Annotated in this window: 17 protein-coding genes; 9 read left to right on the top strand and 8 right to left on the bottom strand. The window is 56.5% G+C overall.

Annotated features, from left to right (window positions below; all coding sequences use genetic code 11):
* Positions 1-44: 44 nt before the first annotated feature.
* Positions 45-416: a CidA/LrgA family protein gene (locus SK3146_RS19950; RefSeq protein ID WP_249860468.1), complete on the top strand. Its 372-nt coding sequence runs from the start codon at positions 45-47 to the stop codon at positions 414-416.
* Positions 413-1,093 (top strand): LrgB family protein, encoded by a 681-nt coding sequence (locus SK3146_RS19945; protein ID WP_249860467.1) that lies wholly within the window; start codon positions 413-415, stop codon positions 1,091-1,093. The genes SK3146_RS19950 and SK3146_RS19945 overlap by 4 nt, the downstream gene beginning before the upstream one ends.
* Before the next feature lie 24 nt (positions 1,094-1,117).
* Here SK3146_RS19945 and SK3146_RS19940 read toward each other — a convergent pair whose 3' ends face one another.
* Entirely contained in the window at positions 1,118-1,855 is a 738-nt protein-coding gene (locus SK3146_RS19940) for an SDR family oxidoreductase (protein ID WP_249866373.1), read from the bottom strand.
* A 196-nt stretch (positions 1,856-2,051) separates the two neighbouring features.
* On the opposite strand from SK3146_RS19940, the gene SK3146_RS19935 reads away from it, so the two are divergent.
* The 6 genes from SK3146_RS19935 (at position 2,052) to SK3146_RS19910 (ending at position 6,518) form a co-directional block, all read left to right on the top strand.
* On the top strand, positions 2,052-2,987 hold the full coding sequence (locus tag SK3146_RS19935; RefSeq protein ID WP_249860466.1) for an AraC family transcriptional regulator: 936 nt from the start codon (positions 2,052-2,054) through the stop codon (positions 2,985-2,987).
* Between the two features lie 296 nt (positions 2,988-3,283).
* Positions 3,284-3,733: a MarR family winged helix-turn-helix transcriptional regulator gene (locus SK3146_RS19930; protein ID WP_249860465.1), complete on the top strand. Its 450-nt coding sequence runs from the start codon at positions 3,284-3,286 to the stop codon at positions 3,731-3,733.
* 113 nt (positions 3,734-3,846) lie between these two features.
* Entirely contained in the window at positions 3,847-4,248 is a 402-nt protein-coding gene (locus SK3146_RS19925; protein WP_249860464.1) for a DoxX family protein, read from the top strand.
* Between the two features lie 31 nt (positions 4,249-4,279).
* Positions 4,280-4,909 (top strand): nitroreductase family protein, encoded by a 630-nt coding sequence (locus SK3146_RS19920; RefSeq protein WP_249860463.1) that lies wholly within the window; start codon positions 4,280-4,282, stop codon positions 4,907-4,909.
* A gap of 44 nt (positions 4,910-4,953) precedes the next feature.
* Entirely contained in the window at positions 4,954-5,904 is a 951-nt protein-coding gene (locus tag SK3146_RS19915; RefSeq protein WP_249860462.1) for a ring-cleaving dioxygenase, read from the top strand.
* Positions 5,901-6,518 carry an alpha/beta hydrolase gene (locus SK3146_RS19910; protein ID WP_249860461.1) on the top strand — a complete coding sequence of 206 codons (618 nt, stop codon included), beginning with the start codon at positions 5,901-5,903 and terminating at the stop codon, positions 6,516-6,518. The genes SK3146_RS19915 and SK3146_RS19910 overlap by 4 nt, the downstream gene beginning before the upstream one ends.
* 322 nt (positions 6,519-6,840) lie before the next feature.
* On the opposite strand, the gene SK3146_RS19905 is transcribed toward SK3146_RS19910, so the two are convergent.
* The gene (locus SK3146_RS19905) at positions 6,841-8,748 is read right to left on the bottom strand and encodes an ABC transporter ATP-binding protein (RefSeq protein ID WP_249860460.1); all 1,908 of its coding nucleotides are present in this window, start codon (positions 8,746-8,748) and stop codon (positions 6,841-6,843) included.
* Complete coding sequence (locus tag SK3146_RS19900) at positions 8,745-10,472, bottom strand: ABC transporter ATP-binding protein (protein WP_249860459.1); 1,728 nt, start codon at positions 10,470-10,472, stop codon at positions 8,745-8,747. The genes SK3146_RS19905 and SK3146_RS19900 overlap by 4 nt, the downstream gene beginning before the upstream one ends.
* Positions 10,473-10,717: 245 nt before the next feature.
* Here SK3146_RS19900 and SK3146_RS19895 point away from each other — a divergent pair, with 245 nt between their 5' ends.
* Positions 10,718-11,404, top strand: coding sequence for a cell wall hydrolase (locus SK3146_RS19895; RefSeq protein WP_375295446.1), 687 nt, complete (start codon positions 10,718-10,720; stop codon positions 11,402-11,404).
* Between the two features lie 115 nt (positions 11,405-11,519).
* On the opposite strand, the gene SK3146_RS19890 is transcribed toward SK3146_RS19895, so the two are convergent.
* The 5 genes from SK3146_RS19890 to SK3146_RS19870 form a co-directional block, all read right to left on the bottom strand.
* Entirely contained in the window at positions 11,520-12,938 is a 1,419-nt protein-coding gene (locus SK3146_RS19890) for a YfcC family protein (RefSeq protein WP_249860458.1), read from the bottom strand.
* Positions 12,931-14,139 (bottom strand): M20 family metallopeptidase, encoded by a 1,209-nt coding sequence (locus SK3146_RS19885; RefSeq protein WP_249860457.1) that lies wholly within the window; start codon positions 14,137-14,139, stop codon positions 12,931-12,933. The genes SK3146_RS19890 and SK3146_RS19885 overlap by 8 nt, the downstream gene beginning before the upstream one ends.
* A 429-nt stretch (positions 14,140-14,568) precedes the next feature.
* Positions 14,569-15,606, bottom strand: a complete 1,038-nt coding sequence (locus SK3146_RS19880) for a LysR family transcriptional regulator (protein ID WP_249860456.1) — start codon at positions 15,604-15,606, stop codon at positions 14,569-14,571.
* A 398-nt stretch (positions 15,607-16,004) separates the two neighbouring features.
* The gene (locus tag SK3146_RS19875) at positions 16,005-16,928 is read right to left on the bottom strand and encodes a bile acid:sodium symporter family protein (protein ID WP_249860455.1); all 924 of its coding nucleotides are present in this window, start codon (positions 16,926-16,928) and stop codon (positions 16,005-16,007) included.
* 393 nt (positions 16,929-17,321) lie between these two features.
* Positions 17,322-18,884 (bottom strand): AAA family ATPase, encoded by a 1,563-nt coding sequence (locus SK3146_RS19870; protein ID WP_249860454.1) that lies wholly within the window; start codon positions 18,882-18,884, stop codon positions 17,322-17,324.
* Position 18,885 lies beyond the last annotated feature (1 nt).

The raw sequence follows: 18,885 nt of genomic DNA, 5'->3' as shown, positions 1-18,885 counted from the left end.
GAAAGAAGCTGCTGTACACTTTCAATTGAAAGGAGCTAGCAGCGATGAAATCCGCATGGAAAATTATGACCCAGATTATATTCTTCATTTTCATTTCTTATATCATGAATCAACTCGTCGCATGGCTCCATCTGCCGATTCCTAGCAGCATTCTCGGCATGATCGTCGTGTTCCTGCTGCTTCAGACAAAGATGCTGCGCCGCGAATGGCTGGAGGCGGGGTCCAGCTGGCTGATTGCCGAGCTGCTGCTGTTTTTCATCTCCCCTGCCGTCGGCATCATATCGTATCGCAGCTTGCTTATGAACGACGGTTTGCAGATCGTGCTCGTCGTCGCACTCGGCACCGTCGTCGTCATGGTCTGCAGCGGCCTAGTCGCCCAACTGATCGCAAGGAGAAAGGAGCGTGCCCGTCCATGATGATCGCAGCACTGAGTCTCGTCGGGACGATACTCCTATATATGCTGTCCAAACGGCTGTACCGGTATAAACCGGTGCTGCTGCTGTCTCCGCTGATCGTTACTCCCGCGGTGCTGGTCGTCGTTCTCGTCTCTACCGGCACGACGTTCGATTCCTATAATTCCGGAGCCCACTGGTTGTCGGATATGCTCCAGCCCGCGACCATCGCCTTTGCGATCCCGCTGTCGAAGCATTTCAACCTGATCAAGAAACATGCCGCCGAGATTTTGGTCAGCGTTTTGGCCGGATCAGCCGTGGCGGTCGCCTCCTCCCTATGGATGGCGGAGGCGCTGCATATGAACGATCAGCTCATTTACAGCCTGCTGCCCCACTCGGTTACGACGCCGATCGCGATGAGCGTCTCGCAGACGATCGGAGGCATACCGACGATCACGGCCGTGGCGGTTATGATGACGGGCATTTTCGGATCGATCATCGGGCCGACCGTGATCCGGATGTGCCGTATCCATAACGATATCGCCAGAGGTGTCCTGCTTGGCACGAGCTCTCACGGCGCGGGCACGTCCAAGGCGTTCGAGTTCAGCAGCGTCTCCGGCACGGTGTCCAGCATCTCGATGATTCTTGCGGCCGTCATTACTCTGCTGGTCGCTCCATGGATGTTGGCCGCCGTGTTCTAAGTCAAATAAGTTCCCTGAGCGATGTTAATTAAACCCTCCGTTGACCCGAATCGTCTGCCCCGTTATCCAGCGCGCCTTGCCGCTGACGAGCAATTCGATCGCGTTGGCGATATCCTCCGGTTCGCCGAGCCTTCCGAACGCGTTCATCCGGCGGTAGGAATCGACCAGCTCCGGCGTCTTTCCGTTCAGAAACAATTCGGTCGCCACTTGGCCGGGGGCGATGCAGTTGATGACGATGTCCTTGGGCCCGAACTCCTTCGCCAGTTGGCGGGTCAGTTGCTCCACCGCTCCCTTCGTTGCGGCATAGACGCTGTACGCGGGAAGCATCGCGCCGGACACGGACGTCGAGAAGTTGATGATCGTGCCGCCGCGTGCCATATGCTTCATCGCTTGCTGGCAGGCAAAATAAGTTCCCTTCACATTGATCGCGAAGTGGCGGTCGAATAGGTCCTCCGTCACGTCCTCAATCGCCTTGCACTCCATAATACCGGCATTATTGACCACAATATCTACGCGTCCGAACCGTTCAAGCGTATCTGCGAACAGCGCTTCGACCTCGCTTACCTTGCTGACGTCGGCGCGGATGGCCGCGGCTGCGCCGCCCGCTTGCTCAATCGTCTTTACGACTTCCTCGGCTTTTGCCGAATTGGAGGAATAATTGACGACGACCTTCGCTCCGGCTTGCGCCAATTGAATGGCCGCTTGCCTTCCGATCCCTCGGGAAGCCCCGGTAATTATGGCAACTTTTCCGCTTAAACGCATATTCATGCTCTCCCTCCGCCTTGGATTTGCGGCCGGCCGTTACAGCCGCCGCGCTTTATCCCGATGATTTCATTATAGTAATGTTTGTACCGGGCCGTTAGACCATACCTGGCTGATTCTTGCCTGATTCTCTTCGGTCCCGATATAATCGATATAATAAAAGGACTGACATCCTCCCGGAAAGGAGCCCGCAGCGATGAGCATAACGAACGATTCGCCGCGTATGGAGCAAGCTCTGCGGCAGCTGGCGCTCTTCATACGCCGCCACGCCCCGTCGCACGGCACGTTTCGGACAAGCGTACCCTCGTTGACGCTGATGCATGCCGTACAGCCTTCGCATCCGATGGAATCCGTATACAAGCCGTCGATTTGCGTCGTGGCCCAAGGGGCGAAGACGGCCTCGCTGGCCAATGAAACGTACCGGTACGATCCGTCGACTTACCTGGTCACTTCCGTTGAACTGCCGATCGTCGGCAGCATTGTCGAAGCTTCGCCCGAAATCCCGTATTTGAGCTTGAAGCTCAGCTTTGACGCCGACGTCATCCTCGACATCGTGAAGGAAGCGAACCGCCCCGGGTCCGCTGCCGCCGAAAGCTTTCGGGGCATCACCGTAAACCGGACGTCTCCCGCATTGCTCGAAGCGATCGTGCGGCTCCTGCAGCTGCTGGACGAGCCTGAGGACATCCCTGCTCTCGCGCCGCTCGTGATCCGCGAAATTTTGTATCGCGTGCTCCAAAGCGAGCAGGGCGCGCTCCTCCATTCGTTCACCATGATCGGCAGTCATGCGCACAGCATCGCGCAAGCGCTCCGGCTGATGAACCGGCAATACGACCGCCCGCTTGCGGTCGACCAGCTTGCCAAGTCCGTGAATATGAGCGCTTCGGCGTTTCACAAGCATTTCAAGCGCGTCACGGCGATGAGCCCGCTGCAATACCAGAAAACGGTGCGTCTGCAGGAAGCCCGCCGCCTCATGCTGACGGAGTCCGTGCAAGTCTCCGATGCGGCCTTTCGCGTCGGCTACGAAAGCCCGTCCCAGTTCAGCCGGGAATACGCCCGCATGTACGGCCGGCCGCCGCTGCAGGACATCCGGGAACGGCGCAGTTCGATCGCAGACCCCGATGCGGACATCTAAAAGCCTGGTGAAAAACGAGCGTAGGGGCCATTTGAATCTGGAAAAGCGTAAGCGTTCGCCTTTGAAAGCGGATTCTCTCCACAGAAAAACGAAAAAACAATCCGAAGAATCCGTTTTCAACAGCGATTGGAGGAGCAAATGGACGCCGCAGCGGACTTTTTCACCACCCTTCTAAAAGCGCGGTGAAAAAGTGGCCGAAGAGTCGATAGAAGGGGTTGACGTTTTTCTTAAATTGTATTATCTTTAATTTGAGATATTCGATTTTGAGATTTCACCAGCGGAAGGAGGAGCAAGCGATGACGGAGAAACGCTCCTATGAAGAGTCACTCGATCTGTATATCGCGCTATCGCGGGCCAGTCAATGGGTGAATGCCCACGCCGACCGCGACATTCGCCAAAGCGGCCTGAACCGAACCGAGTTCGGCGTGCTGGAGCTGCTGTACCATAAAGGCGCTCAGCCGATTCAGCAGATTGGCGAAAAGGTGCTTATGAGCAGCGGCAACATCACCTATGTCGTCGATAAGCTGGAGAAGAAGCAGTTCGTGTGCCGCAGAGCCTCCACCGAGGACCGGCGCTTGATCTACGCGGACATTACCGAGCAAGGCAGGCAGTTTATCGAGGACGTATTCCCCCGCCATGCGGAGGTTATCGATAAAGCAGTTGGCGGTCTGACCCCCGAAGAGAAACGGACGGCGGCTCAGCTGCTCAAAAAACTCGGCAAATTCGCCCAGGAGCATTTCAAATAGCTATACGGAGTTCAAGTGTAACGCGTATAGCCTCTTTTTCGCCATATATCTTAAATTTAAGATTCTTTATTTATAGATTTTTAAAAACTCAAACTTAAACGGAGGGATTTACAATGTCTATTGCATTAGGATTACTGATCGTTCGGCTGGTTGTAGGTTTGATTTTCGCGGGGCACGGCTCCCAGAAGCTGTTCGGCTGGTTCGGAGGCCACGGGCCCAAAGGAACCGGAGGCTGGATGGAATCGATCGGCATTAAACCCGGCGTTCCTATGGCGGTCGCCGCCGGATTGATGGAGCTGATCGGAGGCTTGCTGCTTGCCGCCGGGCTGTTCACGCCTGTCGCCGCCGCGCTGATTGTGCTGACAATGATCGGCGCCATTGCGACGGTGCACGGCAAAAACGGTTTTTGGGTAACATCGGGCGGTATTGAATATAACGTCATTCTTATCGCTATCGCCGTTGGCGTTGCCTTAACCGGCGCCGGAGCGTATTCGCTTGACGCACTAATCCGTTAATGGTTCATTTCCCTGAAGGAGGAAATCAGTTATGAGCGATTTTACAGCCTTATTGAAAGCCCGCAGATCGGCTAATAAGTTTATTCCCGGTGTGGAGATACTGGATAAAGAACTCGACGAAATATTCAATCTGGTCAAATTCGCTCCGTCCGCCTTTAATTTGCAGCATACGCATTATGTCGTCGTGAAAGACCCGTCCCTGAAGCACGGCGTCTACGAAGCCGCCTACAAGCAATATAAGGTACAGAGCGCCTCGGCTGTCATCGTCGTCCTCGGCGACCTTCGCGCATATCAAGAAGCCGCTAAAATCAACGAAGGGCTGCTGAATCTGGGAGTCTACAGCAAGCAGGAATTCGATCAGGAAGTCGAATCGGTCGTCAGCTTCTACGAAAATCGCGGCGCGGCGTTTATGCACGAGGAAGCGGTCCGCAACGCCAGCCTCTCGTCCATGCTCTTCATGCTGGCGGCCAAGGACGCCGGCTGGGATACTTGCCCGATGATCGGCTTCGATGCGGAGGCGCTGCGCAAGGCGCTCTCCGTTCCCGACCGCTACGTTCCCGCGCTGCTGATCGCCATAGGCAGAGAGGATACGTCGCGCCAAAGACCGCGCGGCTACCGCAAGCCGGTCGGAGAATTCGTCACCTATAACCGATTTCAATAACAACGGAACTTGTATCCGATAACTCATACGAGGAGATGGTATTTATGCCGCAACCGACAGCAGGAATTCATCATATTACCGATTTTGTCCGCAATGCTCAGGAGACCGTCGATTTTTATTCGGGAGTGCTCGGCCTTCGCTTGGTGAAGAAGACGATCAACTTCGACGCGCCGGAAGTGTATCATCTGTACTTCGGCGACCAAATCGGCAGCCCCGGTACGATTATCACCTTCTTCCCTTGGGCCGGTTCCCGCAAAGGCCGGATCGGCGGCGGCCAGGTCGGCATCACGACCTATGTCGTACCGGTAGGCTCGCTCGGCTTCTGGGAGGAGCGGCTTCGCAAGTTCGGCATATCCGTGATGAAGGCAGAGCGCTTCTCGGAATCGTATTTGCAATTCGCGGATAAGGACGGATTGCGCCTGGAGATCGTAGAGCGCGAGGAAGGCACGCACAGCGAGTGGTCGTTCGGCGGCATCCCGGCAGACAAAGCGATCAAAGGCTTCGGCGGCGCGGTGCTCTACAGTACGGCCCCGGAGAGGACCGCCCAAACGCTGGAGAAAGTGATGGGCTTGCAAAAAGTCGGCCAGGAAGGTTCCTACGCCCGCTTCCGGGCCAGAGGACCGATCGGCAACATTATCGATGTGAACGTCACTCCAATGCCTTACGGCGCGGTCGGGGCCGGCACCGTGCATCATATCGCCTGGCGGGCTCAGGACGACGCCGAGCATGCGCAGTGGAGACAGCTCGTCGAGAGCAGCGGCTTTCAGCCTACTCCGATCGTAGACCGGCAGTATTTCAATGCGATCTACTTCCGGGAAGAAGGCGGCATCCTGTTCGAAATCGCTACAGATCCTCCGGGCTTTGCACGGGACGAAGCGCCTGAGCATCTTGGCGAACAGCTCATGCTGCCGGCATGGTACGAAGAACAGCGCACGTTAATCGAACAGCATTTGGACCCGATCGAGGTCCGAGTATTGGAGGAAGATCAGCGATGAAATATATTTATCAGCAAGGCACGGACCCGGCAGCCCCGGTCCTCGTCCTATTCCACGGCACAGGCGGCACGGAGCGCGATCTGCTGCCGCTCGCCAAAGTCGTATCGCCCTCTTCGTCCGTGCTCAGCTTAAGGGGCAATGTGCTGGAGAACGGGATGCCCCGTTTCTTCCGGCGGCTGGCCGAAGGCGTATTCGACGAGGAGGACCTCGTCTTCCGCACGAAGGAAGCGGCGGATTTCCTCGATCAGGCGGCGGTAAGCCACGGATTCGACCGCGATAACTTGGTCGCCGTAGGCTATTCCAACGGCGCGAATATCGCCGGCAGCCTCTTGTTTCACTGCCCCGGCGTATTCAAGGGGGCCATCCTGCACCATCCGATGGTGCCGCGCCGCGGGATCGGGCTGCCGGATTTGAGCGGCGTCCGCTGCTTCATCGGCGCCGGGATGAACGACCCGATCTGCTCGCCCGAGGAGACCGAAGAGCTGAGCGCCCTGCTCAAGGGCGCAGGAGCCGAAGTTACCGTTCATTGGGAACGGTTCGGCCATCAGCTCACCGCTTCCGAAGCGGAAGCCGCCGAGGAATGGTACCGCGAAGCCTTCGCGGACCGTCGTTAAGGAAGGAGCAGCGCAGCCGTGATGATATGATCGATCCTGCCAGCCACCAATCGGAACGGAATAAACTACAAGCTGCTCATCGGCAGCATTATACTGCAGCCGATCGGCTGCGTCGACCGGCTCGCAGGCCAATTCTCCACGATCCTCGGCGAAACATTCGCTCTGGAGAGGCCTTAAAGCAGCATCGTCTCCTCCGCGGCCGCAGCCAGCACAGCCCCGCCGTTTTCGCATGACGGCGGGGCTGTGCTTTATCTTTATGCTGCAATTTGCGCCTTGCGAATGTCGACTTTCAAGGAAGACTCCCTTTCGCCCCACCCAAGCTTCAACCCATATCCGTCCGCGCGCTTCTGCCGGTAAACTGGCTGTTATACAGATCGGCATAAAACCCGCCTTTGGCGAGCAGCTCTTCATGATTCCCCTGTTCGATCACCGCGCCTTTATCCATAACGAGAATCAAGTCGGCATCGCGGATCGTGGACAGCCTGTGCGCGATAACGAAGCTGGTGCGGCCTTTCATCAGCTCGTTCATCGCCCGCTGAATGAATATTTCCGTACGCGTGTCGACGCTGCTGGTCGCCTCGTCGAGAATAAGGATCGCCGGATCGGCCAATATAGCGCGGGCGATGGTGAGCAGCTGTTTTTGCCCTTGTGAAATATTCGAGGCTTCTTCATTGAGCACGGTATCGTAGCCTTCCGGCAGCGTGCGGATGAAATGATCGGCATGGGCCGCCCTGGCCGCCTGCACAATCTCCTCCTCGGTCGCCCCCTCGCGCCCGTAACCGATATTGTCGCGGATCGTTCCATTGAACAGCCACGTGTCCTGCAGCACCATACCGAACAGGCTGCGCAGATGCCCCCGCTTCATCTCGGTAATATCTGTGCCGTCAATCGTAATTCGGCCTCCCTTAAGCTCATAGAACCGCATCAGCAGATTGATCAGCGTCGTCTTGCCCGCACCGGTCGGTCCGACGATGGCTATCATCTGCCCCGCCTTCACGTCGATGTTCATATTCCGGATCAGAACGGCCCCCTCTCCGTAACCGAACGTCACGTCGCGGAAGTGCACCTCGCCGTTGACCCGCTCCGGCATGACGGGCTGCGCCGTCTCCGGCACCTCCTCCGGCTCGTCCAGCAGCTCGAACACCCGCTCCGCCGAGGCGATCGTCGATTGAATAATGTTGGCGATATTCGCCAGCTGGGTAATCGGTTGGGAGAACTGCCGCGTATATTGGATAAATGCCTGAATATCGCCGATTTCGATGGCCCGGCGCGTTACGAGAATACCGCCGACGACGCTGACCAGCACATAACCGATATTGCTGACGAAGCTCATCAGCGGCATAATAATGCCCGAGATAAACTGCGCCTTCCAGCCCGATCGATACAGCCTCTCGTTAATGTCGTCGAACGCGGCGACCGATTTGGCTTCATGCCCGAACGCCTTGACTATGCGGTGCCCGGTATACATTTCCTCGACATGCCCGTTCAGTTCGCCAAGCGCTTTTTGTTGACCGGCAAAAAAAGCCTGCGACCGCGAAGCGACCGCCTTCGTCACCAGAAAGCTGAGCGGCAGCGTCAGAAATACGATGAGCGTCATCCAGCCGCTGATCGTGAGCATCATGACGATGACGCCGACCAGCGTCACGACCGACGTAATCAGCTGCGTCAAGCTCTGCTGCAGCGTGCTGCTGATGTTGTCGACGTCGTTGACGGCCCGGCTTAATATTTCGCCGTGCGTGCGCGAGTCGAAAAACGACAGCGGCAGGCGCGCCAGCTTCTCGTTCACCCGCTGCCTTAAGCCGTACACCGTCTTCTGGGCTACCCCTGCCATCACGTACTGCTGCACATAGCTGAACGCCGCGCTCAGCACGTACAGCACGGCCAAGAGGAGAAGGATGTCCGCGACATAGCCGAAGTCAACCTCAGCCCCCGGCACTCCCTTTATTTTTTGCATCACGCCTTCGAAAATTTTGGTCGTCGCCTTCCCCATAATCTTCGGGCTGACGATGCCGAATAAGGTGCTCAGCACAGCAGCCAGCAGCACGGTCAAAAGCGCATAGCGATGCGGCTTCAAAAAACCGGCAAGCCTCCTCAGCGTTCCTTTGAAATCTTTGGCCTTCTGCACGGGCATCCCCATCCGCGGTCCTCCGGGTCCTCCTCCAGGACCACCTCCCGGCCTGCCGCCGCCGAAGCCCCCAGGCCCCGGCGCTCCTTTACGCTGTTCGCTCATGCTATCTCATCCTCCGAAAGCTGCGAAGCGACAATCTCACGGTACACTTCACAGGAATCCATCAGCTCGCGATGGCTGTCGATCCCGGCTATCCGGCCTTCATCCAATACGATGATCCGGTCCGCGTCGATAACCGTGGTGACCCGCTGGGCTACGATGATCACGGTAGCGTCTGCGGTCTCGCCTCGCAAGGCTGCTCTCAGCTTGGCGTCGGTCTTGAAATCGAGAGCCGAGAAGCTGTCGTCGAACACATAAATCTCCGGTCTTCGCACCAGCGCCCTGGCAATCGACAGCCTCTGCTTCTGCCCTCCGGACACATTCGTTCCGCCCTGGGCGATAACCGATTCGTATCCGTTCGGCATCGCCGCAATGAAACCGTCGGCTTGCGCGATCGCCGCCGCATGCCGCATTTCTTCATCCGTGGCGTCCTCCTTGCCGTACCGGATGTTCTCGGCGATCGTGCCGGAGAACAGCACCGCCTTCTGCGGCACATACCCGATCTTGGCCCGCAGCGTCTCCTGCTTCATCTCCCGCACGTCGACTCCGTCGATGCGAATGCTGCCGCCCTCGACATCGTAAAACCGCGGGATCAGGCTGATCAGCGTCGACTTGCCCGAACCGGTGCCGCCGATAATCGCCGTCACTTCGCCCGGCGCGGCGCTGAACGAAATGCCCGATAAGGCCGGTTCCTCCGCTCCGGGATAACTGAACGACACGTCGTCGAATTCAATATAGCCTTTTCTCGTGCCGGTCGGCCGCTCCAGGTCCGGGTCCTTCATGTCGGCCGTCATATCCAGCACCTCGTTAATCCGCCCCGCCGATACCGAAGCCCTCGGAATCATCACGAACATCATCGATACCATAATTAGCGAGAACATAATCTGCATCGCATATTGCAAAAACGCCATCAGATCGCCGACCTGCATATGGCCGCGGCTGATTCGGATGCTGCCGAACCAAATGATCGCCATCGACGAAAAGTTCATCACCAGCATCATGACCGGCATCATCGCCGCCATAATCCGGTTCACCTTGGTCGCCGTGTCGGTCAAGCTGCGGTTCGCCTCCTGAAACCGGCGCCCCTCGTGCTCCGTGCGATTGAACGAGCGAATGACCCGAATGCCGGTCAGCCCCTCCCGAAGCACGAGATTCAAGTGATCCAGCTTTTTCTGCAGCGCTTTGAACAGCGGCATGCCTCTGCTCGCAATAAGCCATATGGCCAGCGCCAGGACGGGGATGACGACGACGAGCACGAGCGACAGCCGGGCATCCTTGGACACGGCCATAATAATGCCGCCGATGCACATCATCGGGGCGCTGATCATCAGCCGCAGCATCAGCGTAAGCACTTGCTGCACCTGGGTAATGTCGTTGGTCGTTCTCGTAATCAGCGAGGCCGTGCCGATCTTGTCGAATTCCTGCAGCGAGAAATTTTCCACATGAGAGAACACCCGGCTGCGAACCGCCCGGCCGAAACCGGCGGCAATTCGGGACGACATGTAGCTCGCCGCCACGGAACAGACGGCGCCGGCCGCGGCGACGACCAGCATGAAAGCGCCGATCCGGAATATGTAAGGAATATCGCCTTCGACAATCCCCCTGTTTACGATGTCCGCCATCAGCGTCGGAAGATACAAATCGGATAACGATTGCAGGAAAATAAGAATCAATACGCCGGTGATGAACCACTTATACGGCTTAAGGAATGCCATCATCTTGGCCATGGGAATATCAACTCCTTCAACATCATAGGAACGATCCGCTTTTCTGTAGCGTTCTCCTATGATTCCTGCATTATGCAAAAACGAACCAGCCGGGCGGCGACGCGTACGCTGCATAATGATGGAAAAAAAGCCGCTTCGGACCGTTTTCTCATCCCCAGCAAAAAGCTTGGATAAAGCGGCGCGGCGTAAGGATTTTTTGATATATTCCAATATATACTGGTTGCCACATGTTTCGTACTCCCTCTATAATCAGTACCCGAAAGGGGAGATGCATTGTGAAATCTGCATTTTGGAAAACAGCCACCTTCCTAATCCTATTCAGTCTCATCCTTATAAATGGAAATCATCCTGCCGCACAAGCCGCTGCGGCTCCGGCACTTCAGCAAGGAAGCGCGAACGGCGACGTATGGGATTTGCAGTTTCGTCTGAGGCTGGCGGGCTTTTACCAAATGCCGCTCGACGGCCTGTACGGCGCCAACACGACAGCGGCGGTCAGCCGGTTTCAGGCTAACTACGGTCTGACCGCGGACGGCAAAGTCGGCGCCCAAACATGGACGGCGCTCAAAAAATATTCGTTGAACCAGCATGAGCTGGACATTCTGGCCAAAGTCATATACAGCGAAGCCCGCGGCGAGTCCTATGAAGGTCAAGTCGCCGTAGGAGCCGTCGTGATGAATCGGCTGCAGTCCGGTCTGTACGGGGACTCCATCGAGGACATCGTATTCCAGCCTGGAGCCTTTACGGCGGTAGCCGACGGGCAATATAACCTGACGCCCGACAGCACCGCTTATTGGGCCGCTCAGGACGCCGTGCGCGGCTGGGACCCGACCGGCGACGCGCTCTACTACTTCAATCCGAAGACGGCTACGAGCAAATGGATTTGGTCGAGACCGCAAACAGTCCAAATCGGCAATCATATTTTCGCTAAATAATTCAGGTGGCATAAGCTTTTCTATATTCACAACGCAAGCGTTGCGAAACAACGCCAAGAAGGCATCCTGCGCCGGGGAAACCGCGGAGGATGCCTTTGTTGTTTTTACCATGCAATCAACTGTACTTGATAATATCGGCCACGACGATGAAAATTGCGCCGATCACAATCCATGTCGCCATCAGCGGCCAAAAGAACCGGACCCACTTCTGATAAGCGATTCCGGAAACCGCGAGACTGCCCATAAGCGCCGACGACGTCGGCAAAATCATATTGGTGAAGCCGTCGCCCAACTGAAACGCCAGCACCGAGGTTTGTCTCGTCACGCCGAGCAAATCCGACAGCGGCACCATAATCGGCATCGTCGTAACGGCCATGCCCGTACCGGACGTGATGAAGACGTTCATCACATTTTGGAAAAGATACATTCCGAGCACCTGCACTGAGCTCGGCAGCTCGCCCACCAGAATGGACAGACTGTACACGATCGAATCGATGATATTGCCGTGCTCCAGCACAACCATAATCGCTCTGGCGATACCGATAATGAACGCGCCGTACGTGATGGCGCTCGCACCCTTCACGAATTCCTTGGCGACACGGCTCGGGCCGTAGCCCGAGCAGAAGCCGGAGACGACCCCCATCGTCAGGAACAAGGCGGCCAGTTCCTCCATCCACCAGCCTTTTTTGGACACGCCCCAAATGAGCAAAGCGAATCCGCATACGACAGTGATGATGGTCAAATAGTGCTTCAACTGCATCGAAGGCAGCTGCGAGAAGTCGACTTTGACGCCGTCGGCCTGCGCCTCCAGGTCCTGCACGAGCCCTTTAGACGGGTCCTTCTTGACTTTGACGGCATAGCGCATAATATAGAAGCTCGTTACCGCAATCAGACAAATCAGCAAAATAATGCGCAGCCACATGCCCGAAAACATCGGAACTTGAGCGATCGCTTGAGCCAGCCCGACATTAAACGGATTCAGGATACCCGCGGTGAAGCCGCAGGACGCCCCGAGCGAGATCATCGCCGTCCCCGTCAAGGCGTCGTAGCCGAGCGCCCGGGCAATCGCTATGCCGATCGGCACGAAGACCATGACCTCCGTCGACATCCCCATCGTGAAGCCGCCGACCGAGAATAAGGTGAGGAACACCGGGATGACCCACATTCCCTTATTGGCAAAAGCTTTGGCTACCCTGCCCGTAACGGCCTCGATCGTTCCGGTCGAGGAGATGATCTGGAACGCGCCGCCGATAATGAAGATGAAGAAGACGACATCGGCCGAATCGATCAAGCCGTGAACGATCGACTTCGGAATGTCCGTGAGCCCGATCGGGCTGGCTTCGACATGATGGTAAGACCCAGTGACAAGCAGCGATTTGCCTGTCGCTTGGTCTTTAATCCGGTCGAACTTGCCCGCCGGAATCGCGTACGTCAGCGCGGCCGCCACAAAAATAAGAATAACCAATATAACGAACGTGTGCGGCATCTTCAGCCATTTGCGCGGTCCGGCCTGCGCAGCTTGTCCATTAGCCATGATGTTGTCCTCCATTCCGCTGTTGTTTCCACTGCTCAAACTCGCTGCGTACGCCTTTTAGCGCTTCCGCGTCCGCACACAGATCGTAGACCGTCATCGCCAGCGCTTTGGCCGCCTGGTTCAGTTCAGTCATCCCTTCCTCCGACCCGGCGAGCCGGCAAAATTCCGGCGTATGCGTCGTCGCGTCGCCGATCCGGATATACGGATGAATCGTCGCCGTAACCTGTCCGACGTTGCCGATATCGGAGGAGCCGATCCCGCCCTTGGCCGGAGGCTCGACAACTTCAATCCCCATCCGTTCGAGATTGCTCCGGAATAAAGCGGCCAGCGCCTTATTGTTGTTTCGCTCCGCATAGATAAGCCCTTCGGCAATATCGACGGTCGCCCCCACTCCTTCCGCCGCATGGCGGACAGCGCGGTATACTTTCTCCCGCACGGTTTCCAGCTCGCTCACATCGGCCGCGCGCAGAATAAAGACCGCTTCGCACAGCTCAGGGACGACATTGGGGGCGTCCCCGCCTTTGGTGATGATCCCGTGGATGCGCACATCCTCCTTGACAAACTGGCGAATCGAGTTGATCGCCACAAAGGCGTTAATCATCGCATCCAGCGCGCTGATTCCCTTCTCCGGAGACGACGAAGCGTGCGCCTGTCTCCCGTGAAACGTAAAGGTCGCATCGACACAGGCGAGCGCGCCGCGCAGCACCATCGTCTTGTTCTGAGGATGCACCATCATGACGGCATCGATGTCATCGAACACACCTTCGTTGCACATAATAATTTTGCCGCCGCCCTCTTCTTCCGCAGGCGTGCCCAGCACGACGACGGTGCCCGGAAGCTCGGGATTCGCGTCCTTGAGCGCCAGCGCCGCTCCAACCGAGGCCGTGCCGATCAAATTATGACCGCACGCATGGCCGATGGCCGGAAGCGCGTCGTATTCCGCCAGCAATGCGATCTTCGGGCCCCCGGGAGCCCCCTGCCATGTCGCACGGAAGGAAGTCTCCAGCCCCGCGATCCCTTTTTCTACAATAAAGCCCGCTTCTTCCAGCGGTTCCGTCAGCCACTGCTGCGCTTGATGCTCATGGAAGCTCAGCTCCGGATGGCTGTGAATGCGCATCGAGATGTCGCGAAGCTGCTTGTCGCGCGCGTCGACGGCTTGCTCAAGCCGCCGCTTTGGATCGTTCCCGTCGTTCTTATGCAATACAATCCCCACCTGTCCATAAAAAGTACGCTTCGGCCAGGACATCATCCCGAACCGAATGCGAGCCGACCGAATATTTATGCATCTTTATTGCATTATTGTAAGACGCCCTCGGGGATAAGTAAAATGAATAGTTTTTTGCTCTGAACTTAAAATTATTTTATGACCAACGATTGGAAAAACCGTTACAAATCCGCATATTACAATTATATACCGGTAAAATGCAAGGCCACTCGGCGTTCGTCATATCGTAGAGACCGAGACCCTCGTCGCCGTCTCCGCTGCCGACAAAGACACAGCGGGACGGAATATTTATGCACAGCACACCACGCGGATCGCCTATGATCCGACCGTTAGGCCGCAGCATTCCCATAAGCGCGCGCTGTAACGCAAAAAAAGCGCAACACTCCCGAAGAGCATTGCGCAGCCTTATTGTCTATGCTGTTCCTTCATAAACGAGACGAATCGGTCCACAGTCGCCAATTGAAGCGAATGCTCCTTATAGAGCATCCAGGTATGGCGTTTCATCGGCTGGCCGTTTTTACGGAACAGCTCCACCTTATGCAGCCGATCCTCCGGCGATACGAATATGCCGGGGATAATCGTATAACCGAGCCCGTGCTTGACCATTTCCTTGCACGTCTCGTAGCTGTCCACCTGCATCGTGACCAGCGGCGGCTCATGGAATCGCTCATGCCACCAGGCGCTCACCGTTTCGCCGAACGGCAGCGGAGCGTAGCTGCCCGCGTAAAACCGGGGCTGTTTGTAGCATATTTGCGGCAGAGAAGGCAGCTCCTCCATCGCCAGTTCCTTTTGCGAGACAAGGCAAATATGCTCATCGTGCAGCAGATGCTTGCCTTCAAACCACGGATACTCCCCGCGAACCACACCGACTTGAATTTCTTCGCGGATCAGCAGCTCGATTATCTCCGTGCTCAGCCCGCAGGTAACGTTCATCTGCACCTCCGAGTACATGTCGCGAAACTGCTTCAGCAGCGGCGGAAGCTTATACAAGCCGAAGTAGCTGGCCACGCCGATTCTCAGATTTCCTTTGACTTCATTGCGCATATTGGCGATATATTCTTTCATTCTGCCGAGTTCGTCCAGCATTTTCTTCGAGTACTGCGCCAAATATTCGCCCTCCGGCGTCAGCCTGGTGCCTTTAGCGTTTTTCACGATAATCGGAACCCCGAATTCCTTCTCCATCTGATGAAGGCGATAGGTCAGGGCCGGCTGGGTAATGTAGAGCCGCTCGGCGGCCTTCGTTAAGCTCTGCTCCTCGGCGACATATTGCAGCATAATGCAGTCTTTCTCATTCATCGATCCACCCCTTCTCCCTGCATAGGCGGCGTAACGGCGCATCGCATGCAGCCGTCCAGGATTCAATATCCCCAATTTCCTCAAATACATGACGACGACAGGAAGCTCGAAAGCCAGGCCCGGCAGAAACACAGTAATTGAATACAAATCCGAAATATTGCGAAATGCCGTAAGTCTTCGTCAGCTCCAAGCTTCGGGCCATTCTCGTCCAGGCGATGGCCGACGCAGGAGACACACTCTTTAAATATATCAAAATCCGAGCATCGGCAAGACTATAATTTTTATTAACTTTAAACCAAATGTAATTGTAACGTCAATATATATTACACAAATTCTCTATTTTATTTTAAATTGTTATGTTTTATGACATTTTATTTAACATGCCGAAGAAGCACTGCGTTTTTCCCGAACGACAGCAGCTTCTTCACCGCCTCGCTCCCCGCGTATCATCGGCGACCGTTGTCCTTGTCAGCGTGTCCGCCAACAACAAATACGCCGCCGACAACGTGTCAGCGGCGCATACTCCCAGCAGCCCAAGGGGGGCGCTATTCTCTTTTGGAAAACCAGGTGGCCAGCACCGAGCCCGAAATATTGTGCCAGACGCTGAAGATCGCGCTTGGAACCGCGGCAATCGGATTAAAATGCGCCGCAGCCAATGCCGCGCCGAGGCCCGAGTTCTGCATGCCGGTTTCGAGGGTAATGGCTTTGCGCTTCGCCAGATTGAGGCCGAACAGCTTGGCAAACCAATAGCCAAGGCCAAAGCCGAGCAGGTTATGCAAGATGACGACGGCAAAAATAAGCGGTCCCGTCTCAATAATCTTCCCTTTGTTAACCGCTACCACAATGGCTACGATCAGTACGATAGCGATCGTCGATACGAGCGGGAGCGCCTTGACGCTCGCTTCCGCAGGCTTGCGGAACAGCGCTTTGACAATGACGCCCAGTACAATCGGAACGATCACGACCTGAATGATGTCCATAAACAGCGACTTGGCGTCGATATTCATCCATTTGTGCGCCAGCAGCGAGATGATCGCAGGCGTGGCGAACGGCGCAATCAAGGTCGATACCGAGGCGATCGACACGCCTAAAGCGACGTCGCCCTTGGCGAGGAAGGTCATGACGTTCGACGCCGTGCCGCTGGGACAGCAGCCGACCAAGATGACGCCGACGGCGATATCGGGCGGCAGCTTGAGCGCATAGGCCAATACGAAGGCCAGCGTCGGCATGATCAGGAAATGGCCTACGACGCCGATCGCCACCTCGCCCGGCCGGCGGAATACTTCGCGGAAATCGGCCGAAGACAGCGTGAGCCCCATGCCGAACATTACGATGCCGAGCAGCAGGGAAATGTCTCCCTTCATGCCGACGAACGCTTGCGGCGCGAAAAATCCGAGACAAGCGAACAGGATGACCCAGACGGAAAAAGTGCCTCCGACGAACTTGCTGATTTTTTCAATTGTGTTCATTGACGTTCTCTCCTACTTGCCTTTTTAATGATGAGACTCATCTTACTACAAGCTTGCCCGATCCCGCCAGATCGGATTAAGGCCGATTAACGCCCGTCAGAAGCCGTTTTCCCGAAACATGATCGCATTATTATCATCATTCGCACTTTTTGGCATTTTTACTCCGCATCATGCTTGGGCGGAGGAAGCTTCAGGCGCTGCGGATTTACCAAATAAATGCTGCAGCCGATGCACACCGCCGCGCACCATACGTACCCGGCGATAGGCTTGCCCAGCAGGAGTCAGCCGGACATAGCCCCGAAGAACGGCACAAGAAACAAATAAACGGTCGCTCAAAAGAAAAACCCCCGGGCTTTGATCACTGCCTGCCCGAGGGACGAATGTGCGATTCGATTATACCAATACGTTGCGGAAGCCTTTCTTGCGCGGGCTGGCATCGATGACGGCGGACGCTTCCTCGAACGACTTGCCCGCCGGCACCGCTCGCTCGCGTCCCCAGGCGCGAATCTGGTCGATTTGTTCGGGACTCGTCTGCGAGAGAGGAACCACATTCTCAAAGAAACGAAGATACGTTTCATCGGTGATCGAGTCGTCCCCGCGCACTACCGCTTGCTTGACGACGTCGCGAACCGCCGCCTCCAGATCCGCCCCGGCAAAGCCTTCGGATAGGCGGACCAACCGTTCCATCAAGGAAGGACTCAGCTCCTGCTTGAGCCCTTTCTTCACATAGATGCGGATGATCTCCTCCCGCTCCTTCGGCGTCGGCAGATCGACGAAGAACAGCTCGTCGAAGCGTCCGCGGCGCAGCAGCTCGGGTGGCAGCTTGGATACATCGTTGGCCGTAGCCACCACGAATACCCGCGCCAAGCTCTCCTGCAGCCAGAACAGGAACTGGCCGACCATTCGCGTCGACGTTCCTCCGTCTCCGCTGCCGAGCGCGCCGGCCAAGCCTTTCTCGATCTCGTCGATCCATAGCACGCAAGGAGCGACATGATCGGCCGTGGACAGAGCCTCTTTGAGCCGCGCCTCGCTCTGGCCCAAATACTGTCCCTGGATCGTAGATAGATCCAGGCGATATAGCGGCAGCTTCCACGCGGCGGCAATCGCCTTGGCCGACAGCGATTTCCCGCAGCCCGGCACGCCGACGAGCAGAATACCGCGCGGAGGGCGAATACCGCGATCGCGCAAATCGGCGGTCAGCAGCTTCTCATTGGCGTCCAGCCAGAGCTTCAGCCCTTCCAGTCCGCCGATCTGGTAATCCTCCCTTACCTGGACGCGCTCGATTCCCGAGATATCGGCGAAGATCCGATCCTTCGCATAGGTCAGCTCCTTCAAGTCCTCGTTGGAGATGGAGCCGTTGGCAAGCAGCGTGGCGATCACATTCTCGCCCTCGATCTGGCTAATCCCGGCCAGAATGGCAGCGGCCTGCTTCTCTTCCTCCGGTCCCCACTCGATCGGAATTTCTCCGCGATACGGCTCCAGCTGGCTCTGGATAATCTCCAGCATCTCGTCTTCATTGGGCGGATCTAGCGTAATCGACATCCCGTGCCTCTGCAGCGGACCCCAGACCGGCTTGTTGGTGATGGCGATAATGCTGCCGCCGGTCTCCGTAGACAGCATGACGACATCCTGAAATTGCCTTGCCGTAGGCGTATCGTCCTCAATATCCTGAACCTCCGTGAAAATAAACGACAAGTTCTGCTGCTGCCCGATTTTTTGACTGGCAAAATCCAGTCCCCCGATCACCGAGCGGTCGTCGTTCGCTAGCCGGTTCGAGCCGATGTCGCGCGTTCCCTGAGAAATCGTATGGTAGAAAATCGGGATGTTCAGCTTATGCGCGATTTGCCCTAGCGCGTCCAGCGCGCGGGCCCGCTCCGAAGTGCGGATCGAAATGAACGGAATGCGCGCCTTCAAGTAACGTTCCAACGTTTCCAAACACCGTTTAAAATCGTTCATA

Source organism: Paenibacillus konkukensis, from assembly GCF_023523925.1.
In the GTDB taxonomy this organism is placed as follows: Bacteria; Bacillota; Bacilli; order Paenibacillales; family NBRC-103111; genus Paenibacillus_S; species Paenibacillus_S doosanensis.
The sequence above is the reverse complement of the archived record's forward strand: the minus strand, read 5'-3'. Positions and strand labels throughout refer to the sequence as shown.

What these genes read in the sequence shown, in the direction of transcription:
- SK3146_RS19950 (WP_249860468.1), top strand. Translation starts at nt 45, where the DNA reads ATGAAATCCGCATGGAAAATTATGACCCAGATTATATTCTTCATTTTC.
- SK3146_RS19945 (WP_249860467.1), top strand. Translation starts at nt 413, where the DNA reads ATGATGATCGCAGCACTGAGTCTCGTCGGGACGATACTCCTATATATG.
- SK3146_RS19940 (WP_249866373.1), bottom strand. Translation starts at nt 1,855, where the DNA reads ATGCGTTTAAGCGGAAAAGTTGCCATAATTACCGGGGCTTCCCGAGGG.
- SK3146_RS19935 (WP_249860466.1), top strand. Translation starts at nt 2,052, where the DNA reads ATGAGCATAACGAACGATTCGCCGCGTATGGAGCAAGCTCTGCGGCAG.
- SK3146_RS19930 (WP_249860465.1), top strand. Translation starts at nt 3,284, where the DNA reads ATGACGGAGAAACGCTCCTATGAAGAGTCACTCGATCTGTATATCGCG.
- SK3146_RS19925 (WP_249860464.1), top strand. Translation starts at nt 3,847, where the DNA reads ATGTCTATTGCATTAGGATTACTGATCGTTCGGCTGGTTGTAGGTTTG.
- SK3146_RS19920 (WP_249860463.1), top strand. Translation starts at nt 4,280, where the DNA reads ATGAGCGATTTTACAGCCTTATTGAAAGCCCGCAGATCGGCTAATAAG.
- SK3146_RS19915 (WP_249860462.1), top strand. Translation starts at nt 4,954, where the DNA reads ATGCCGCAACCGACAGCAGGAATTCATCATATTACCGATTTTGTCCGC.
- SK3146_RS19910 (WP_249860461.1), top strand. Translation starts at nt 5,901, where the DNA reads ATGAAATATATTTATCAGCAAGGCACGGACCCGGCAGCCCCGGTCCTC.
- SK3146_RS19905 (WP_249860460.1), bottom strand. Translation starts at nt 8,748, where the DNA reads ATGAGCGAACAGCGTAAAGGAGCGCCGGGGCCTGGGGGCTTCGGCGGC.
- SK3146_RS19900 (WP_249860459.1), bottom strand. Translation starts at nt 10,472, where the DNA reads ATGGCCAAGATGATGGCATTCCTTAAGCCGTATAAGTGGTTCATCACC.
- SK3146_RS19890 (WP_249860458.1), bottom strand. Translation starts at nt 12,938, where the DNA reads ATGGCTAATGGACAAGCTGCGCAGGCCGGACCGCGCAAATGGCTGAAG.
- SK3146_RS19875 (WP_249860455.1), bottom strand. Translation starts at nt 16,928, where the DNA reads ATGAACACAATTGAAAAAATCAGCAAGTTCGTCGGAGGCACTTTTTCC.
- SK3146_RS19870 (WP_249860454.1), bottom strand. Translation starts at nt 18,884, where the DNA reads ATGAACGATTTTAAACGGTGTTTGGAAACGTTGGAACGTTACTTGAAG.